The sequence below is a fragment of the Brucella anthropi genome, from assembly GCF_046630315.1.
Classification (GTDB): domain Bacteria; phylum Pseudomonadota; class Alphaproteobacteria; order Rhizobiales; family Rhizobiaceae; genus Brucella; species Brucella anthropi_A.
Genome location: NZ_LQBD01000038.1, coordinates 145,828 through 164,118, shown reverse-complemented (window position 1 = coordinate 164,118; position 18,291 = coordinate 145,828). Strand labels below are relative to the sequence as shown.

The window sequence follows — 18,291 nt, the reverse complement described above, 5'->3', positions numbered from 1 at the left end:
GAGTATTCATGGCTATTTCGCTGGCGCCCTATCAGGGGCGGCTGAAATCCTTGCGCGCGGCGGCAGTCGGCAATGCGCTGGAATGGTTCGACTGGACCTTATACGGCACATTCTCTGTCTATCTGGCGCGCAATCTCTTTGACAAGGCCGACCCCCGCTCTGCCTTGCTGTCCACCCTTGCCGTCTTCGCGGTTGGTTTCGTCGCACGACCGGTGGGCGGTCTGGTCTTTGGCCGCCTGGGCGACAGGTTCGGGCGCAAGAACATAATGGTTCTTACCATGGTTCTTCTGGCGCTCAGCAGCTTGGGCATGGCGCTCATCCCGAACTACCAGCAAATCGGCATCCTGGCCTCGGCCCTTCTGTTGTTCTTCCGCCTGTTGCAGGGACTGGCGCATGGAGGGGAGACCGGCGTTTCCTACACTTATGTTGCCGAAATCGCGCCGAAAAAATGGCGGGGCCTGTGGTCGAGCTCAGTCTTTGTGAGTGTTACGATCGGCGTGATCGCGGCAACCGCTGTGGCTGCGGCGCTGACCTCGTTCCTGGGCACGGAAGCGATGAATACCTATGGCTGGCGCATCGGCTTCGCGATTGGCGGGCTGCTGGGTATCTATGCACTGTTTCTGCGTCGCAACGCTGAAGAGTCGCATGTCTTCAAGGTGGAGCAAGATGCAACGCAGCCACAGCGCAAGCTGTCGCGCGGTGAAATCATCCGCATTGCGCGCAACATCATCATGATCGCGGCTGCGTCCAATGTCACCTATTATACCTGGGTTACATTCGCCCCGTCGACCGCCATTGCACGCGGCATGGATGCATCGGGAGCCTATATCGCGAGCCTTATCGCGCAGGTTCTCTGCCTGCTCTGGTTGCCGGTATGCGGCTGGCTTTCTGATCGGGTTGGACGCCGGCCGATGGTTGTCGTGTGGGGTGTGTGCGTCATACTTCTAACCTACCCGATTTCCGCCATGGTTACGACGGAGCCCTATACACTGTTTCTGGCTCAAATTCTGGGCTTGGGCGCCTGGTCGCTGCTTGCGGCTATTTTCCCGGCTGTTCTGTCCGAGCAGGTTCCGACGCAGGCCAGGGCGCAGGGCGTGGGATTTGTGTCTTCCCTTTCGGTTGCGCTCTTCGGTGGAACCGCGCCCTATCTCAACACCTATCTCTCAGGCGCGGGGCTGGAACACATCTACGTTGTCTATGTCATGGTGCTTGGCGCTCTTGCAGTGTTCGCCGGATTTATCATCCGCGAAACCGCGGGCGAGGATCTGGCCGATATCGGCCTCCCAGACAGCAACGCCTCTTCAACTTCCTATTCGGGCAACAAGGCAGTGTCAGCGCATGAATAGTCCCATTGATCTCACCGGCAAGATAGCAGTCGTCACCGGCGCAAATGGCGGTATCGGTAAAGCAATTGTCGCCACGTTGCGCGATCATGGCGCCACGGTGGTGGCAACAGACCGGCAAATCGATACCGACGCCCATTCAGATGTTCACAGGCTCGACGTCAGTGACGTTGCGGCACTGAGATCCTTCGCGTCGGATGTGAGCGCGAATTATGGCGGGCTGGATATCTGGATCAACAATGCCGGAAGCCTGTCGCGGTCGTCGCTGCTTGAACTTGAGGAGGCTGACTGGAACAAGGCGCAGGACGTCAATCTGCGTTCGGTGGTCTTCGGCAGCCAGGCGGCGGCACAATCCATGGCCCGGACCGGCGGCGGCGCGATCATCAATCTCTCCAGCTATGCGGGATTGAAGGCGCGGCCGAACTGTATCGATTACGCATCGGCAAAAGCCGGGGTCCATCACGCCACGAAATGCCTTGCGGTGGAACTCGGCCCTCTCGGGATAAGGGTAAATGCGATAGCGCCCGGCTATATCAACACCCGAATGAGCGGCTGGATGCACGACAACCCGGACCTGCGGTCCGAATACCTCGCGAAAACCCCATTGGGCCGGTTGGGCGAACCCGAGGAAATCGCCATGGGTGCGCTCTATCTCGCCAGCCCGATGTCTTCTTTCATGACCGGCCATACACTCGTTATCGATGGAGGAATTATCCATGGCTAATTTCTGGAATGACAAAACCGTTATCGTGACGGGTGCCGCGCAGGGCCAGGGTGCCGCCGAAGTGCGTGCATTGTTCGATCTCGGCGCCACCGTCTTCGCGCTCGATGTGGTCGACGCCAAAGATCCGCGCTGGGCCTCGCTTCAGGATCACGCGAAAAGCGATCCGGGCAGGCTTAGAATCCAGCAGCTCGATGTCGCTGACGAGTTTGCGTGGGAAAAACTTGCCGAAAGCCTCTCGGCCGAAAATGTCCGGGTCCATGGTCTCATCAACAATGCCGGTATCACCTTGCGCAAGACGGTGGGCCAGACCACGCCGGAGGAATGGCGGCGCGTCCTGTCGATCAATCTCGACGGTGCGTTTTTCGGCATTCACTATATCGCTCCCTTGATGCAATCGGGCGGGGCGATCGTCAATATTTCATCCACGGCGGGGCTCACGGGCTATTTCAGCGCGGCTTATACCGCCAGCAAATGGGCATTGAGAGGCCTCACGCGCTCGGCCGCGCAAGAACTTGCCGATCGCAATATCCGGGTCAACAGCATTTGTCCGGGCCTGGTGGAAACGCCGATGATCCATAAGGCCAATGCGGTCCACGACGCGGAAAAAGCAAAGCTTTTTCACGAGGGGAACCGGCAGGCGACCCTTCTCTCGCGCGGTGCCGCTCCGGAAGAAATCGCCAGCGTGGCAACCTTTCTTCTCGGGCCCGATGCTTCCTTTATAACCGCAGCCGATATTCCGGTCGACGGTGGAATGACCGGTGGCGGCATCTACTGGAAAATCGGAAAGATGACAGGAAATCTGTGATGAGAACAGCGGTTGTGACCGGTGCTGCCAAGGGAATAGGCGAAGCGGTTGCCAACCGCCTTGAAGCCGATGGCATAAAAGTCATCCGCGCCGATATAAATGGCAATGCGCCGGTTCGTCTCGACGTCAGCGACAGCCATGCGGTTGAAACTTTTTTCGCCACGCATCGCGACATCGATATTGTGGTCAACAGCGCCGGTATTGCCGGGCCAAGCGCATCCGTGGCAGAAACCACGGATGCCGATTGGGCCAGAACCATATCGGTGAATCTGACCGGCACGTTTTTCATGTGCCGGGCTGCTGCCCGGATCATGTCGGAAAGAGGATGGGGACGCATCGTCAACTTTGCGAGCATTGCAGGCAAGGAAGGCAATCAGAACCAGGGCGCCTATTCCGCCAGCAAGGGCGGTGTCATTGCCCTGACCAAATCCCTGGGCAAGGAGCTGGCCCATTCAGGTGTCATTGTAAACGCAATCGCCCCCGGCCTCATCGGCACCGATATCGTGTCGGACATGTCGGAAGAAAACCGAGCGCGATCCCTGTCCAAAATCCCGATGGGACGGATGGGAAAGGTGTGCGAGGTCGCAGAACTGACCGCGTGGCTCGTGTCGGACAAGGTGTCCTTCTCGACAGGAGCCGTCTACGATATTTCCGGCGGGCGGGCGACTTATTGATCCCTGATCCGGCCCCTCGTGATGCAATGCCACTCCATGACACGTGGTGCAAGGCGCAGGCGGCGCCGTGGATTGGGGGCCGGATAAAGGTACAACAGAAAAACGCAACAAGCGTGCCTGCGCGAACGGTTTCGTACAGCCCAATAAGCTCGGCTTGGTTATGTTGCGCCGACAGCCGTTTCGACTTCACGCAGCGATTTGGCGATGATTTCGAACATCTCGTCCGCCTGGTTGCGCGTGATGATCAAGGGCGGGCAGAAGGCAACGGCATCGGTCATGTTGCGTGAAATGAGGCCATTGCGCTGCATCGCCGCATTCATCAGGCCCCCGAGGGTGCCCGGCATATCGACGGACTTTCCGGCCTTGTCATTCACCAGTTCCACCGCCGATATCAGCCCCACGCCGCGCACTTCTCCCACCAGCGGGCTCGATTTCAGACCTTCCAGCCGTCCGAGGAAGTGCGCGCCGATATCGCGGGCGTTTTCCACCAGATTGCGTTCCCGGATGATGGCGAGGTTTTCCAGCGCAACGGCAGCGCCGAGCGGATGGCCGCCCGCTGTAAACCCATGGCCGAACGTGCCTATCCGGTTGCTTTCATCCGCGATGGGATCGAAGACGCGCGCATTGACCATCAGCGCCGAGAACGGAATATAGCTCGACGTAATCTGCTTCGACATGACCATGATGTCGGGGCGGATATCGTAAGTGTGCGAACCGAACATGTTCCCCGTTCGGCCAAACCCGCAGATCACCTCATCGGCGACGAACAGAATGTCGTATTTCGCAAGGACAGCCTGGATTTTCGCGAAATAGGTTCTGGGCGGGGTCACGACGCCTCCCGCGCCCATGACCGGTTCCGCAAAGAATGCCGCGATGGTTTCCGGCCCTTCACGCCGGATCAGCGCATCGAGGTCCTCGGCGCATCGTGTCGCGAAGTCTTCTTCCGTTTCACCGGGGCGCCCATCCTTCCAGTAATGGGGCGAAGACGTGTGCAGAACGCGGTCGATGGGAAGGTCGAAAGAACGATGATTATTCGGAAGGCCGGTGAGGCTCGCGGCTGCGATCGTCACGCCATGATAACCGCGCTGCCGGGCGATGACCTTCTTCTTTTCCGGCTTGCCCATGGCGTTGGAGCGGTACCAGATCATCTTGAGCGCGGTGTCGTTGGCCTCAGAGCCTGAGTTTGTATAGAAAACCTTGCTCATCGGAACCGGAGCAAGCGCGATGAGCTGCTCGGCAAACTCGATGGCGGGGCCGTGGCTCTTGTGCCCGAAATTGTGATAGAAGGGCAGCTTCAGCATCTGCCGGTTAACCGCATCCACCAGCCGCTGCTCCTTGAAGCCCACGCCGACGCTCCACAGGCCGGACAGCCCTTCGATATAGCGGTTGCCCTCATTGTCGAAGACATAGATGCCTTCGCCGTTTTCGATAATCATCGGCCCGACTTCCAGATGCTTTTTCGCATTGGTATAGCCGTGGAAATGAAATTCGATATCCTTGGCTTCGAGCGTATCGTCGAAATTCGGGAACGTGTTCATGAAAACTATCCTTGCCTGAAGAGTTTGTTCGGGGATCAGCCCGCCGCCAGAAACCAGGAGCGGCGCGCCTGGTTCAGGCCCAGTGCGTAGATGACAAAGGCTGTCACCGCCGTGGCGGGCGCGGAAAGCTCTGCATAAGCCCCGCCCCAGATGTGCAGGGCAATACCCAGCGCCGCCGCGACGAACCAGGCGCTGATGCCGAGCGGGTTGAAGGCGGGGACATGGCTGGAGCGGTATTCGATGGTGCCGCCGACCAGCGCGCTGTAACGGTCGATGAGGATATGCGCCATGGCGACCGCCACCCAGGCGACCACGAAGATGCCCTGATAGGCAAGGGCGGTCAGCAGATAGGCGAAGACATCCGCGAGCATCAGCATATAGACAATCGCACCCACCGCTATCGCCCAGCCGAACCGGCCGAACGGCAAGCGTCCGAAGAGTTGCACCAGGGCCTCCAGATTGACGGCGGCGAGGTAATAATTGGCCGTGTTGATGCGGGTCTGCGTGACCCAGACGAACAGCAGTCCCCATATGCCCATCAGCTTCAGCAGCGCCAGCAACACGCTGACTTCGGAAAGTGCGCCCAGATCCGGCACCGTGCCGATCATGAACATTCCGAAAAGGCCGCTGACGATGAAAGCCATCGCGTAGAAGGGCATTCCGAAATTGAACCAGGCATGGTAGCCCGCATCCTCTTCGCGACCGAAGCGGGCATAGTCGAAGGTGAACATCATCAGCACCCAGACGCCCATATAATAGACGAAGCAGGACCACCATCCGCCAGCCAGCGCACCGGCCTCCGGCCCGAGGTTCAGCCATTTGTCGCTGTAGCCATATTCACCGATGGCAAGCGCCACGGCAACGATCAGGCCCAGAATGTAGAAGGGCAAAAGCACACCGTTGAACTTGTCGAGCCAAGTCTGGATGCTGCCGAAAATCAGCGGTACGCTATAAAGCACCACAATCAGGCCAGCGACCGGATAGGAAATGGCAGGCACGATGGTGGTGATGCCGACGGCGATGACCGAGCCTTCGAAAACCGCATAATAGATTGCCGTGGCGCAGAAGATGAGCGTTGCGAGCCCCGCTCCCACATTGCCGAACAGGACGCGGGAGAAAAGCGCGACTGAAAGCCCGGTGCGAATGGCAAACCGGCTCAGCACCGCGTTGACAAGGCCGTAAACGACGACCGACAGCACCATGCCGATGATGGCGTTGCGCGTACCGAAATTGAGCGCCATCGCTGCCCCCACGACGATGTAGAAGACAGCGCTGCACACCGCCCACCATGCCATGGTCAGGGCCGCTTTCGGCATTCGCGCATGGGGCGGTACTGCCATGTTGGAAAAGTCGGAAGTCTCAGCCTCGCTGGCCGATAATGTGCCTGCCATTGTCAAACTCCTCCCAGGTTCGAAACAGCCGCCCCGCACTGACGGCGGGGTGCGCCGTCAGTTTTGTCTTGTCAGCAGATAGCTGCCGCTTTCATGCAGAACGCTTGTCCAGCCGGGTTCGATGACGATGGTTGTCGTCACCTCCTCGATGATGGCCGGGCCTTCTATCCTTGATCCGGCGCCAAGCTTCCCGCCGTCATAGATCGGGGTGGAAACAGGTTTTCCCGATTGATCGAAGATCGCATCGCGATGGCCTTTCAGCGCATCCTTTTCCTGGCCGTTTTCGGCAAGTTTCGGCGGACGGACTTTCTCTATACGGCCATAGATGGTCGATTCCAGATTGACGACTTCAACGGCGCTGTGCCGCTCGGCATAGGTATAAAGTTCCTCATGGCGCGCGTGGAATGCGTCCTTCACCTTTTCAATCGTTGTCTCATCGATCGGGAAAGTACCGATATCAACCGTGCATTCGTGCACCTGGCCGACATAGCGCATGTCGATCGAACGCTTGATGTCGATGCCTTCCGGCGCAAAGCCATCTGCCTCCAGATGCGCCACGCCCTTCGCCTCGATCTCCTTGAACAGGCTGTCGATCCGCTCATAGGCGGCCGCATTGTCGAGACGGACGGGGGCTGGCGCCATATAGTTGTATTTGACGTCCGAGATGATCTGGCCGAAGGCGCAAAGGCCGGAGGCGAGTTTCGGCAGGATGATCGTGTCGATCCCCATTTCCCGCGCCAGCGCCGTGATATGCGCCGCCGTTGCGCCGCCCGCGCCGACCAGCACGAAATCACGCGGATCATAACCGCGTTCGACCGAAACGCGCCGGATGCCGTTGACCATGCTGTTATTGACGATGGCGAACATGCCATAGGCTGCTTGTTCCACGGAAATGCCGAGCGGTTCGGCCACCCGCGCCACGGCCGCACGTGCCTTTTCAAGGTCAAGCGGCAGCTTGCCGCCCAAAAGCCCTTGCGGATTGAGGTAGCCGAGCACGAGATTGGCATCGGAGGTGGTGGGTTCCACGCCGCCACGGCCATAACAGGCCGGACCGGGCTCGGAGCCCGCCGATTGCGGGCCGACCTGCAAAAGACCGAGTGGGTCGATCCAGCCGATCGAGCCGCCGCCCGCCCCCAGCGTCTCCACCTGGATCATCGGCACGCCGATGCGATAGCGCAGGAAGTCGATGTTCTTGTTGAGATTGGTCTGGCCGTTACGGGTGAGCGTGATATCGAAGGAGGTTCCGCCCATATCGACCGTGATGACATTTTTCTGCTCGAAGGGGGCGCCCGCATAAAGCCCGGCCTGCGGCGCGGAGGCTGGGCCGGAATTGATGGCATAGACCGAGCGGTCGGTCATGACCTGCCCCACGGCCAGCCCGCCGTTCGACTGGAAATAGCGCACCGGCTGTTTCGCGCCGAGTTTGCGGAAATAGGCATCGACCGCGGTAACATAACGGCGCATGACCGGCGCGAGATAGGCATTGGTCGCGGCGGTGGAGGTGCGCGTATATTCACGCACCTGCGGGTAGAGCTCGCTGCCGACCGTCAGGATGGCATCCGGCATCATTTCACGCACGATCTCGGCCGCCCGCCGTTCATGGCTCTGATCGAGCACTGACCAGACGAAGGATATGGCGACAGTCTCGACACCTTCCTCCAGGAACAGCCGGCAGGCTTCACGCACATCCTCTTCGTGAAGGGGGGTGCGTATGGTGCCGTCCGACAGGATGCGCTCGCGCACACCGCGCCGCAGATAGCGCGGGACAAGCATCGTTGCCGCGGGATATTCGGGATCGTAGCGGAAGCCGTCTTCCTTGTGGCCGTTGCGGATTTCGATGGAATCCTCATGGCCCGCCGTGCAGATCAGCCCGGTCTTGCCGCCGCGATGGGTGATGAGCGCATTGAGGCCGACCGTCGTGCCATTGATGCACAGGTCGCAGCTGGCAATGATGTCCTCTATCGGTTTGCCGAGTTCTGCGGAGATGAGCCCAAGGCCGTTCTCGATTGCCTTTGTGGGGTCAGAAGGCGTGGAGAGGGCCTTGAACAGCTTGACCTCGCCTGTTTCGCGGTCTGCGATGACAAAATCGGTAAAGGTGCCGCCAGCGTCGATGCCGAGGCGATAGGAGTGCATGGTCATGTCTGGTCTTCCTTACGCAGTGGCTCAAGAGCATTTCCAGCAAAGGTGTGAAACGGTTTTGCGTTCGGAAATGCGGCAAAAACAAATAGATAGAGCGGTTCCGACGATTCCGTTTAAACCGGAACCGCTCTCAGGCGTGCAGTCGCAGCCGTATCGACTTCGAGTGTCCGGGCATTGGCGATCACCACGCCATAGTCGAGGCGAGCGCCTTCGATGGAAACAAGGCCGTTGCGCACGTCCCAGACAACCTTTTCGACCGGCCGCTCGAAAGGATTGCCATAGCCGCCGCCGCCGGGATTGAGGTTGGTGATCGTCTGGCCCGGCTTGATGGTTTCGATGATATTCTTGCGGGCCACCTCGACATTGCCGTCGCGGCGAAGCTCGACACGACCGACCTTGGTGTCCACCATCGTCGATTTTGCGCCCGCAGCGCCCATGGCAGGAATGCGGCGTCCTTCACCGAAGCCGATACACATCATGTCGCCATTGAGGGGCTCGACCTCCCAGGCCGTGCCCGAACCGCCGCGGAATTTGCCCGCGCCGCCTGAATCCGTCATCAGCGAATAGCGATGAATGACGATGGGATAGGAATATTCCAGCAGCTCGACATCGCCCGATGTCAGCGCGCCGAAACAGCATTCCGGGCCGACTGCGTGCCAGCCGTCCTGCTTCGGGGTCGCCCCGCCGCCGGAAATGATGGTGGCGAGAACCATGGTCACGAACTCCTCATTGGTGCGGGCATCGCGGCCGGCAATGTTGAGACCGTTGGCATGTCCCCAGGAGGCCGCGACCTTCGACGGCATCGCCTTCTCGAATGCGAGGCGGACGGCATCGGTAAGCGTTTCCATGGGCGTGGTTGTGCAGTTCATGTGCGGGGCTGGCTCCTGCGCATTGCAGAGCGTACCCTTCGGGCCGAAATCGACACTGACGCAGCGATAGAGCCCCTCATTGTAGGGCGGCGGCAGCGCGGCAAACATCATCAGCCCAAGATAAACGCCCGAATGGGAATTTCCCTCATAGGAATTGATGAAATAAGGCACCTGCGGTGGGCTATCGATGGCGATATGGCAGCTGTCGCCCGTGATCGTCACCTTGGCCTTGATTTCAAAATCTCCGAAACCGTGCCCGGCATCTTCCAGGATGGCCGAACCTTCATAGGTACCGTCCGGCACGGTGGCGATCAGCGTGCGCATATGCCTTTCAGCCATGTCGAGCAGCGTATCCACACAGGCGTCCACCTCAGCCTTGCCGTATTTGTCCAGCATGGCGATCAGGTTGCGCTCGCCCACCTGACAGGCGCCGATCAGCGCGCGGAAATCGCCCTCCTGATCGCGACGCGCACGCATATTGGTGAGGATCATGTTGAGAACATCGTGGCGCGGCTTGCCGCGATCCCAGATCTTGACGGGCGGAATGCGCAGGCATTCGGCGTAGATCTCGGTCGCATTGGGGTTATAGCCCGCCGGAACCGGCCCGCCGATATCGGTCAGATGGCCCTTGCAGACGGTCCAGTACACCAGTTCGCCCTTGTAGAAGACGGGCTTATACATGCAGGTATCGATGGCATGGCTGCCGCCAAAGGCGGGATCGTTGTGAAGGAACAGGTCGCCCTCATGGATATCGTCACCGAAGAAGGCTGCTACTGCCTTCATGGCCGGAATGAGGGAGCCCAGATGGATCGGAATATCCTGCCCCTGAAGGATCATCTCGGGCCGCGCATTGAAGAGCGCGGTTGAATAATCATGCGCCAGGTTGAAGACCGACGATCGTGCGGTTTTCTCCAGGGCAAGCGTCATTTCGCGCTGGGTTGTCTCAAGCATTCCGCGCACGACCGAGAGCGTGATCGGATCGACTTTGGAAGTCTGGGAATGTAGCATCGTGTTCCCGCTGGTTGAGGGCGAGAACCGGCAACCCGGAAACCGTTCTGTCGTCGTGTTGAAAGTCTGTTCTGTTCCCTGGCCGCCGGTATCTGTCGCACCGTTGAAGCTGACATCAATCTAGGCAGAATTTTTCGCGGCGGTCTTTGCAGGGAAGGAACAATAAATTGCGCGGGAATGCACAGCATGTCATTTTTGTTGCATAGCAAATAATCATGTGTGTACCCTTTTATCCAAAAAGGGGAAGCCGCATGAAGACGAGCATCACCACAAGCGCGACTCGCGCACCCGATCGCAGCCGTCACTGGCACGATGCCATCGCTTCGGCCTATTTTCCGCTGGACCTTCATTTTCGCGAGGCCGACCGTTTTTCCGGTGACCTGACGACGTGGGAATTCGGAAACGTCTCAATTTCCCGGCTGACCAGCGACGCGCTGCAATATCTGCGCCTGCCCCATCATTTCGGCAGCTCGCGGGAAGAAGAGTTTCTCGTCACCGTTCCCGTAAAGGCGGAGGTATATTTTTCGCAGTGTGGCCGGGACGTCCGATGCCGACCGGGCGGCTTTTTCCTGGAGCGCAGCAGCGAGCCTTATCATTTCAGCCATGCCGAGGCGGCGGATATGTGGGTGCTGAAGGTCGAGGGGGACGCGCTCGGCGGCCGTATGCGCGCGCCTGACCGTTTCTGCACGCTTCAATTCGGGGCGAACAACGGCGCAGGCGGTCTCTTTACCGATATGTTGCAGCTTCTGCCCGATCGCTTCGACGGCATGACGCAGGAGGCGCGCATCACCGTCGGCCGGCAATTGGTCGATCTGCTCGTCCTGGCTATCAAGGCCGATGACCGTGTGCTGACTTCAGGCAATTCGACGGTGCGCAGCGCTCATCTCGCCCGCATCGAAGCCTATATACGCACCAATCTGCAAGATTTTCGGCTCGACCCGGATCGCATTGCGCGGGCGTGCGGGATTTCCACCCGCTACCTGCATGAACTGTTCAAGGATACCGGCCAGACGGTTCGCCACTGGATACGGGAGCAGCGCCTCGCGGCATGCCGGGAGGCGCTGGAGGACCCTGATAATATCCAGACCGCCGCCGAAATCGCCTATAGTTGGGGTTTCAACGATCAGGCCCAGTTCTCTCGCGCCTTCAAGGCGCAGTTCGGCCTGCCTCCCGGCGAGTTCCGGCAGAAAAAATGGATTGGGTAGGCTCAGGACCTGCTCATTTGATCCCGGACTTTGGGAACTGCGCGGTTCTCGATCGAGGTCCAGGCCGGTACACGACAATCTGACTGCCCCCAGCGACAACCGACAGAGCATGCGCTATCAAACGGTGTGGTTATCGAAGGATGCAGAATGGTGAATCTCGATCGCTCCGTATTGGCTGATCTCAACATATTCGTGACGATCGTACGTCGGCAGAGCATGAAACAGGCTGCGAACGAGCTTGGGGTCACCACCTCCGCACTCAGCCATCGCATGCGCAAGCTGGAGGCAGATCTGGGCGTTCGGCTGCTTAACCGCACCAGCCGTTCCCTCACGCCGACCGAAGCCGGCGCAGCGCTGGCGGGTCAGCTCGAGGCTGGATTGCGGACGATTGCGGAAGCCCTCGAAGCGCTGACCAGCCAGCGGGATTTTCCCTCCGGGCGCATAAGGCTCAATGCGCTGCGCGACGCCGCGCGCCTCATCATCGCTCCCATTTTGCCGCGCTACACGCAGACCTATCCTGACATGCATCTCGACATCACCATTGATGACCAGATGGTGGATATTGTCGCCGAAGGGTTCGATGCGGGGATTCGTTATGGCGACCGGGTGCCGCAGGATATGATTGGTGTTGCGCTGACCGGCCCTCTGCAATGGATCGTGGTTGGCGCTCCGGCATTGATTGCCAGGCTTGGGCGTCCCGAAACGCCGGACGATCTGCTCCGTTTGCCATGCATAGAGACGAGGCTTGGCGACAATTCCCGCTATGCTTGGGAACTGGGAAACGGCGCATCGCTGCGGCGCGTGGACGTAAGGGGCCCGATCTGCGCCAATGAGACCGAGCAAGCCATAGAAGCTGCCCTTGGCGGCATTGGCTTTGCCTATTGTCTGGAGCCGCTGGTGCAGAAATATATCGATGCGGGCGCACTTGAAGCAGTGCTGCCGGATTGGGCTTCGGAGGGACCGCCCCTGACCATGTATTATCCCAGCCGGCGGCAGGTTCCTGCCGGCCTGCGGCGGCTGATCGATCTTATCCGTGAAGAGCAGGGTTTGACGAAATTGGTCGTCGCGGAAGAAACGGGAGCATTTTGATCCACCAATTGTTGAAAGATGCTCATCCTTTCGTTGATTTCAAATCAATCTCTTCTTGTTGCCTTACGCGACCGGCGGGTCCAAATATGCGCCAAGCCTGACATGCGTGGGTTTGGCGCCGCCTTCCATGCATGGTCAAACCGTTTCATTCATGGAGAAGCGTCATGCATTATTCTGCCGCGGCAGATCGCTATCAGACGAATATGATCTATCGCCGGACTGGCCGCAGCGGCATTGATCTGCCCGCCGTCTCGCTGGGCCTGTGGCACAATTTCGGCGGCAGGGATGTCTTTGAAAATGGTCGCGCCATCCTGCGTCGCGCCTTCGATCTGGGTGTCACCCACTTCGATCTGGCGAATAATTATGGCCCGCCTCCGGGATCTGCCGAAGAAAACTTCGGCCGCATCATGGCCAGTGATTTTCGGCCCTATCGCGACGAGATGATTATCTCCTCGAAAGCCGGTTGGGATATGTGGCCGGGGCCCTATGGCGGCATCGGTGGCAGCCGCAAATATCTGATCGCCAGTCTCGACCAGTCGCTGAAGCGTATGGGGCTTGATTATGTCGACATTTTCTATTCGCACCGTGTCGATGCCACGACGCCGCTGGAAGAAACGATGGGTGCACTTGCGCATCTGCATCGACAGGGCAAGGCGCTTTATGTCGGCATTTCCAGCTATTCGCCGGAACTTACACAAAAGGCGGCGGCGATCCTGAAGGAAGAGCGCGTGCCGCTTTTCATCCATCAGCCCAATTACAATATGTTCAATCGCTGGATCGAGAACGGGCTTCTCGATACGCTGGAGGGGCTGGGCACCGGCTGCATCGTCTTCTCGCCGCTGGCGCAGGGTTTGCTGACATCGCGCTATCTGAACGGCATTCCGGAAGGCGCGCGGGCGAATCAGGGCGGGTCCTTGAAGGCAAGCGCACAGAACGAGGAACTGCTGGGCCGCATCCGGGCGCTGAACGCGATTGCGGAACGCCGCGGACAGACTTTGGCCCAGATGGCGATTGCCTGGACACTTCGCGATCCGCGTGTCACCTCTTCACTGATTGGGGCAAGCTCTGTGGCGCAGCTCGAAAACTCTCTTGGCGCCTTGAGGGGACTGGACTTCAGCACCGAGGAATTGGCCGAAATCGACCAATATGCGCATGATGGCGGCACTGACTGGTGGAAGAGTTCGACTTCACTCTGATGTGTTGAATCTGAAGAGCGGAATATCAAAAGGCCGTGCGCTTTGCGTGCGGCCTTTTTGCTTGGAATATGGCGGCGCGAAAGCAATTCACCTGGGCTGACGAAGTTGCTATAGGCGGATGGGGTTCAAGACTGGCGTTCTGTCTTTCGCGCGGCCAGGCAATCGGGGAAATATATTCAGGACGATGTCGCTGCGGTCGATAAAGGGGAGTTTGAAATATCCGCTGATCCGGGCGGGGCTGGAGGCCATCGCCTTTTCCGGCGCGTCGGCGCTGTTCCCTTCTGCCGGTGGGCGTGGCGTTGTCTTCACGATGCATCACGTCAAGCCGGAAGATGCAGCGGACCGGATGGACCCGAACGCCATTCTTTCGATTACGCCGCAAACGCTCGAAATGGCGATAGAAACGGCCTTGGAGGCAGGGCTTGTTCCGGTGCACCTGCATGATTTGCCGAAGCTTCTCGGCGAGCCGGATGACAACCGCAAATATGTCGCCTTCACACTGGATGACGGCTACCGGAACAATGCGGAATTCGCGGCTCCCGTCTTTGCCCGGTACAATATTCCCTACACGATCTTCATCACGACCGGCTTTGTGGAACGCAGCCGATCCATGTGGTGGCGAACCATTGCCGCTCTTGTGACGGAAGCCGACAGCTTCCCGTTCGACTTCGGCAAAGGCGTGGTCGATGTCCGTTCGGCAAACCCGGCACAAAAATCCGCGGCCTTCGCCCGGCTTGTCCAGTTCATGCAGTGTTTCGACGAGGATGAGGCGGTTGCCCGCATTGATGCGGCAGCGAAGACGGTCGGGATCGATGCAATTGCTCTTGTCGATGAATCGGTGATGAGCACATCGGCGTTGCGCAGCCTCGCGCGCGATCCGCTTGTGCATTTTGGAGCGCACACGGTCACGCATGTCAATTTGCGTCGTGTCGATGATAAAAGACTGGCAATGGAAATCTCTCACTCGCGCGCTCGGGTGGAACTTTACACAGGCTGCACGCCACGATCCTTTGCCTATCCCTATGGATGGAAGACGGCGGTCGGCGAGCGTGAAGTCAAAGCCGTTTCCGAAGCAGGCTTCGATGCGGGTGTGACGACGCAACCGGGTGTCTTGCAGCAGACAAGCAATATGCAGGTGGCAGCGATCCCGCGAATTTCGCTCAACGGCTATTTTCAGAAGAAACGCTATATCAAGGCGCTTGTTTCGGGCCTGCCGTTCAAGCTGCTTTAGCTGGGTTTCGAGAATCTGCGTCCAAAACACGAAAGGCCGCCTGTCGGCAGCCTTCGTAAAGCCCGATCTGAAGAAAAACTGGAGCGGGCGAAGGGATTCGAACCCTCGACCCCAACCTTGGCAAGGTTGTGCTCTACCCCTGAGCTACACCCGCTCGCGCCAGTCGTTCCGGAAACCGTTCGTTTCCGTCAGGCAGGCGCTATATGGACCAACGCTTCCGAGATTGCAACAGGGAAATTTGCTTCTTTGTGCAAGAAATTTTCCCCTTCACTTCAAAGCTGTGGATGAAATCAGCGCCCGAGGCGTGTGACGCTGATAAGCGAGGCGAATAGCGCAAATCCGGATGCGAAGAAGAGAATATAGGGTGTTCCTTCCACGCCCCATTGCGACAGCAGAAATGCGACGAATGCCGCCCCCAGCGACTGGCCGAGAAGGCGCGCCGTGCCCAGCATGCCGCTTGCCGCACCGCTGCGTGCGCGTGGCGTGGAGGTAATCATCATGCGGTTGTTGGGTGCCTGAAACAGTCCGAAACCGACGCCGCAGATTGCCATGCGCCAACAAATATCGGCGATCGACGGATGTTCCGGCAGCATGCCGACCAGAGCAAGCCCGATGGCGAATATGATAAGGCCGAGCAGGCCCAGGATCGCCGGCGAATGCTTGTCGGACAGTTTGCCCGATAGCGGTGCGACGATGGCAAGGGCGATGGGCCAGGGCATCATCAGGAAGCCGACTTCAATCGGCTTGAAGCCAAAGACGATCTGAAACAGAAACGGCAAGGAGATGAACGCCATCATCTGCGCCAGAAACGACATGATCGACGTGCAGATGGAAAGCGTGAAAACCGGAATGCGCAGGAGATCGAGCGGAAGCAGCGGGTCCGCCATGCGCAACGACCGCCGCGTGAGAAGAGCGCCTGCGAGCACACAGCCGGCTGCCTGCAACAGCACGACCGAAGAACCGATTTCGTTGCCTGCACTGTCGATGGTCGTGACCAGCAAGCCAAAGGTGAGTGCTGACAGGATTGCGCTGACCATATCGAATTTACGAGCAGAGCGGTCATTGTCGGGCAGGCTTTTGAGTCCCATCACGACGGCTGCGACGCCGAGTGGAATATTGATGACGAAAAGCCAGGGCCAGCTCAGCGAAGACAGCATCACTCCGGCAAGTGTTGGCCCGATGGTCGATGAAACGGCGACGAAGAGCGCGTTGAGGCCGATAGCGGTGCCGAATTTCGCCTGCGGCACCGTATAGCGCAGAAGGGCCGTGTTCACGCTCATCAGCCCCGCGGCACCCAGACCTTGTACGATGCGGGCGAAAGTGAGCGCTTCCAGCGAGCGCGAGAAGACGCAGGCCACGGAAGCGAGCGTAAACAAGGCCACCCCGCCAAGATAGACGCGCCGATAGCCATGGATTTCGCCGAGTGCTGCCAGCGGCAGCAGCGTGACCACGATGGCAAGCTGGTAGCCGTTGACGATCCAGATCGAAGCGGCAGGCCCGGCCGAAAAATCGGCGGCGATCGTCGGCAGGGCGACATTTGCAATCGTGCCATCGATGACGGCGAGTGTCAGGCCCACCATCAGGGTCGCCCATGCCCAATAGATTCTCGGTTTGGGCAAACCGTCCGGAGCTGCGGACGTGGCTTGCTGGATGGCAGTTTCGTGCTTCATGTCGTGACCAGTGTTCGGGACCAGAGCGGCAGGCGGTTCCGTTTGAACCGTTCCAGATGCCGCAGAATAAGAGACAGGCTTCCTGTAACCTTAACCGTATCGGGAAGGTCAGCAAGCTATCTATCCGAAAAATGCCGGGCGGACACTGTTTTCGGGCCACAAACTGGCCGGATAACGCTATTGTGTGCCGCTTTCCGCCAGAACCGGCAGTTTCATCACATGCGCATATTTGCGGGGATTGAAGCGCAGATAGAGCGGGCAGATGCTTGCGACCAGAACGAGATGCATGATCCAGCCCGACGCGAACGAGCCGGTCAGCCCATGCAGGAAAGCGGTGGCGAGGGGGCCGAGAGCGGCGATCAGGAAACCGCCGCCCTGCATCATGGCGGCCAGCGCGCCTGCTTCTTCCGGCCTTGGCAGATGATCGAGCGATGTAATCATGGCAAGCGCGAAGCTGCCGCCGAGGCCAGCGCCGCAGATGGCGGACCAGAAGAAGGGCGAAAGCTGCGGTGCGAAGGCAAGGCCTGCGAAGCCGACGGCTTGCATGGCCAATGTCAGCAGCAGCCACGGGCGGCGATCGATGCTGTGGCGGGCGAGAAGCGGCAGGCCAAAGGCCGAGAGCGCCTGTGCCACGGCCATCGCCGCGACGAGATTGCCGGTGGTGGAGGCCGCCAGCCCCAGCGACTGGTAATAGGGGGCGAGCCAGGCGACCATGGATGAATAGCCTGCATTGACGAGACCGAAGGCGACCATCAGCACCCATGTGCGTGGGCGGCGCAACAGATGGCTGGTGATTCCCGATCTTTTGCCCGCCGCCGCGGTTTCGCGGAGAATGGGAATTGCAGTCAGCAGCGCCAGCACGGCTGGAATGGCAAGGACGGCGAGTGCGAATCGCCAGCGATGCTCTGCGCCTGCAAGCCAGGGGGACAGCCTTGCGCCGAGTGCCCCGCCGGCCATGATCATGGCGGAATAGAGCCCCGTCACCGTGGCAATGCGCGATGGGAAATTGGCCTTGATGAGGCCGGGCATCAGGGCCTGGATCATCGCCACGCCCGCGCCGCACAAAATGGCGGTCAGCACCAGCGAAACACCATCAGGAACAATGCCGCGCAGGAGGGAGCCGGCAGCAAGAACCGCAAGTGACGCGAACATGCTGCGGCGGGTGCCGAACAGCGACTGGATGCGCGGCGCGGCGAAAGCGCCAAGCCCCATCAGCATCATGGGCAGAAAGGTGAGCAGGGAAAGCGCACCGAAACCCATGCCGGTATCGGCTGCGATGTCTGAAAGAACGGGCCCCGGCGCGGTCAGGAACGGACGCAGGTTGAGGCCGATCAGGACGACAAGCGCGATGAGCGCGAGGTTTGCTGCGTACTTGCTGCCGGTTGCCGGATGGGGGGTGGTTTGCATGG

General features: G+C 59.5%; 14 protein-coding genes and 1 tRNA gene. 8 read left to right on the top strand and 7 right to left on the bottom strand.

Annotation, left to right across the window (positions count from 1 at the left end; genetic code table 11):
* Nucleotides 1–8 precede the first annotated feature (8 nt).
* The 4 genes from AVM02_RS18450 to AVM02_RS18435 are packed head-to-tail and all read left to right on the top strand — an operon-like array spanning nt 9 to nt 3,546.
* On the top strand, nt 9–1,346 hold the full coding sequence (locus AVM02_RS18450) for an MFS transporter (protein ID WP_411508360.1): 1,338 nt from the start codon (nt 9–11) through the stop codon (nt 1,344–1,346).
* Nucleotides 1,339–2,067, top strand: coding sequence for an SDR family NAD(P)-dependent oxidoreductase (locus AVM02_RS18445; RefSeq protein ID WP_411508359.1), 729 nt, complete (start codon nt 1,339–1,341; stop codon nt 2,065–2,067). The genes AVM02_RS18450 and AVM02_RS18445 overlap by 8 nt, the downstream gene beginning before the upstream one ends.
* The gene (locus tag AVM02_RS18440) at nt 2,060–2,872 is read left to right on the top strand and encodes an SDR family NAD(P)-dependent oxidoreductase (protein ID WP_411508358.1); all 813 of its coding nucleotides are present in this window, start codon (nt 2,060–2,062) and stop codon (nt 2,870–2,872) included. The genes AVM02_RS18445 and AVM02_RS18440 overlap by 8 nt, the downstream gene beginning before the upstream one ends.
* Nucleotides 2,872–3,546 (top strand): SDR family oxidoreductase, encoded by a 675-nt coding sequence (locus tag AVM02_RS18435; protein WP_411508357.1) that lies wholly within the window; start codon nt 2,872–2,874, stop codon nt 3,544–3,546. Before AVM02_RS18440 ends, AVM02_RS18435 begins: the two co-directional genes overlap by 1 nt.
* 158 nt (nt 3,547–3,704) lie before the next feature.
* Here AVM02_RS18435 and AVM02_RS18430 read toward each other — a convergent pair whose 3' ends face one another.
* The 4 genes from AVM02_RS18430 to AVM02_RS18415 form a co-directional block, all read right to left on the bottom strand.
* The gene (locus AVM02_RS18430; RefSeq protein WP_411508356.1) at nt 3,705–5,084 is read right to left on the bottom strand and encodes an aspartate aminotransferase family protein; all 1,380 of its coding nucleotides are present in this window, start codon (nt 5,082–5,084) and stop codon (nt 3,705–3,707) included.
* 35 nt (nt 5,085–5,119) lie between these two features.
* A complete protein-coding gene (locus AVM02_RS18425; RefSeq protein WP_411508355.1) occupies nt 5,120–6,475 on the bottom strand; it encodes a purine-cytosine permease family protein in 1,356 nt (451 codons plus the stop codon).
* 57 nt (nt 6,476–6,532) lie between these two features.
* Nucleotides 6,533–8,614, bottom strand: a complete 2,082-nt coding sequence (locus tag AVM02_RS18420; protein WP_006187728.1) for a hydantoinase/oxoprolinase family protein — start codon at nt 8,612–8,614, stop codon at nt 6,533–6,535.
* 113 nt (nt 8,615–8,727) lie between these two features.
* The gene (locus tag AVM02_RS18415; RefSeq protein ID WP_411508354.1) at nt 8,728–10,491 is read right to left on the bottom strand and encodes a hydantoinase B/oxoprolinase family protein; all 1,764 of its coding nucleotides are present in this window, start codon (nt 10,489–10,491) and stop codon (nt 8,728–8,730) included.
* Between the two features lie 251 nt (nt 10,492–10,742).
* Here AVM02_RS18415 and AVM02_RS18410 point away from each other — a divergent pair, with 251 nt between their 5' ends.
* From AVM02_RS18410 to AVM02_RS18395, 4 genes are all read left to right on the top strand, one after another.
* A complete protein-coding gene (locus tag AVM02_RS18410; protein WP_411508353.1) occupies nt 10,743–11,696 on the top strand; it encodes a helix-turn-helix domain-containing protein in 954 nt (317 codons plus the stop codon).
* A gap of 147 nt (nt 11,697–11,843) precedes the next feature.
* Nucleotides 11,844–12,785 carry a LysR family transcriptional regulator gene (locus AVM02_RS18405; RefSeq protein ID WP_411508352.1) on the top strand — a complete coding sequence of 314 codons (942 nt, stop codon included), beginning with the start codon at nt 11,844–11,846 and terminating at the stop codon, nt 12,783–12,785.
* Nucleotides 12,786–12,949: 164 nt separating this feature from the next.
* Nucleotides 12,950–13,981 (top strand): L-glyceraldehyde 3-phosphate reductase, encoded by a 1,032-nt coding sequence (mgrA, locus tag AVM02_RS18400; protein WP_411508351.1) that lies wholly within the window; start codon nt 12,950–12,952, stop codon nt 13,979–13,981.
* Between the two features lie 211 nt (nt 13,982–14,192).
* On the top strand, nt 14,193–15,212 hold the full coding sequence (locus AVM02_RS18395; RefSeq protein WP_411508350.1) for a polysaccharide deacetylase family protein: 1,020 nt from the start codon (nt 14,193–14,195) through the stop codon (nt 15,210–15,212).
* Between the two features lie 79 nt (nt 15,213–15,291).
* Here the strand turns inward: AVM02_RS18395 and AVM02_RS18390 are convergent.
* From AVM02_RS18390 to AVM02_RS18380, 3 genes are all read right to left on the bottom strand, one after another.
* A tRNA-Gly gene (locus tag AVM02_RS18390) sits at nt 15,292–15,366 on the bottom strand.
* 136 nt (nt 15,367–15,502) lie between these two features.
* Entirely contained in the window at nt 15,503–16,882 is a 1,380-nt protein-coding gene (locus AVM02_RS18385; protein WP_411508349.1) for an MFS transporter, read from the bottom strand.
* A 177-nt stretch (nt 16,883–17,059) separates the two neighbouring features.
* Nucleotides 17,060–18,289 carry a cyanate transporter gene (locus tag AVM02_RS18380; protein WP_411508348.1) on the bottom strand — a complete coding sequence of 410 codons (1,230 nt, stop codon included), beginning with the start codon at nt 18,287–18,289 and terminating at the stop codon, nt 17,060–17,062.
* Nucleotides 18,290–18,291 lie beyond the last annotated feature (2 nt).

Bases quoted from the DNA above. Each gene is read 5' to 3' on its own strand.
- AVM02_RS18450 (WP_411508360.1), top strand. From the start codon at position 9: ATGGCTATTTCGCTGGCGCCCTATCAGGGGCGGCTGAAATCCTTGCGC.
- AVM02_RS18445 (WP_411508359.1), top strand. From the start codon at position 1,339: ATGAATAGTCCCATTGATCTCACCGGCAAGATAGCAGTCGTCACCGGC.
- AVM02_RS18440 (WP_411508358.1), top strand. From the start codon at position 2,060: ATGGCTAATTTCTGGAATGACAAAACCGTTATCGTGACGGGTGCCGCG.
- AVM02_RS18435 (WP_411508357.1), top strand. From the start codon at position 2,872: ATGAGAACAGCGGTTGTGACCGGTGCTGCCAAGGGAATAGGCGAAGCG.
- AVM02_RS18430 (WP_411508356.1), bottom strand. From the start codon at position 5,084: ATGAACACGTTCCCGAATTTCGACGATACGCTCGAAGCCAAGGATATC.
- AVM02_RS18425 (WP_411508355.1), bottom strand. From the start codon at position 6,475: ATGGCAGGCACATTATCGGCCAGCGAGGCTGAGACTTCCGACTTTTCC.
- AVM02_RS18420 (WP_006187728.1), bottom strand. From the start codon at position 8,614: ATGACCATGCACTCCTATCGCCTCGGCATCGACGCTGGCGGCACCTTT.
- AVM02_RS18415 (WP_411508354.1), bottom strand. From the start codon at position 10,491: ATGCTACATTCCCAGACTTCCAAAGTCGATCCGATCACGCTCTCGGTC.
- AVM02_RS18410 (WP_411508353.1), top strand. From the start codon at position 10,743: ATGAAGACGAGCATCACCACAAGCGCGACTCGCGCACCCGATCGCAGC.
- AVM02_RS18405 (WP_411508352.1), top strand. From the start codon at position 11,844: ATGGTGAATCTCGATCGCTCCGTATTGGCTGATCTCAACATATTCGTG.
- mgrA (WP_411508351.1), top strand. From the start codon at position 12,950: ATGCATTATTCTGCCGCGGCAGATCGCTATCAGACGAATATGATCTAT.
- AVM02_RS18385 (WP_411508349.1), bottom strand. From the start codon at position 16,882: ATGAAGCACGAAACTGCCATCCAGCAAGCCACGTCCGCAGCTCCGGAC.
- AVM02_RS18380 (WP_411508348.1), bottom strand. From the start codon at position 18,289: ATGCAAACCACCCCCCATCCGGCAACCGGCAGCAAGTACGCAGCAAAC.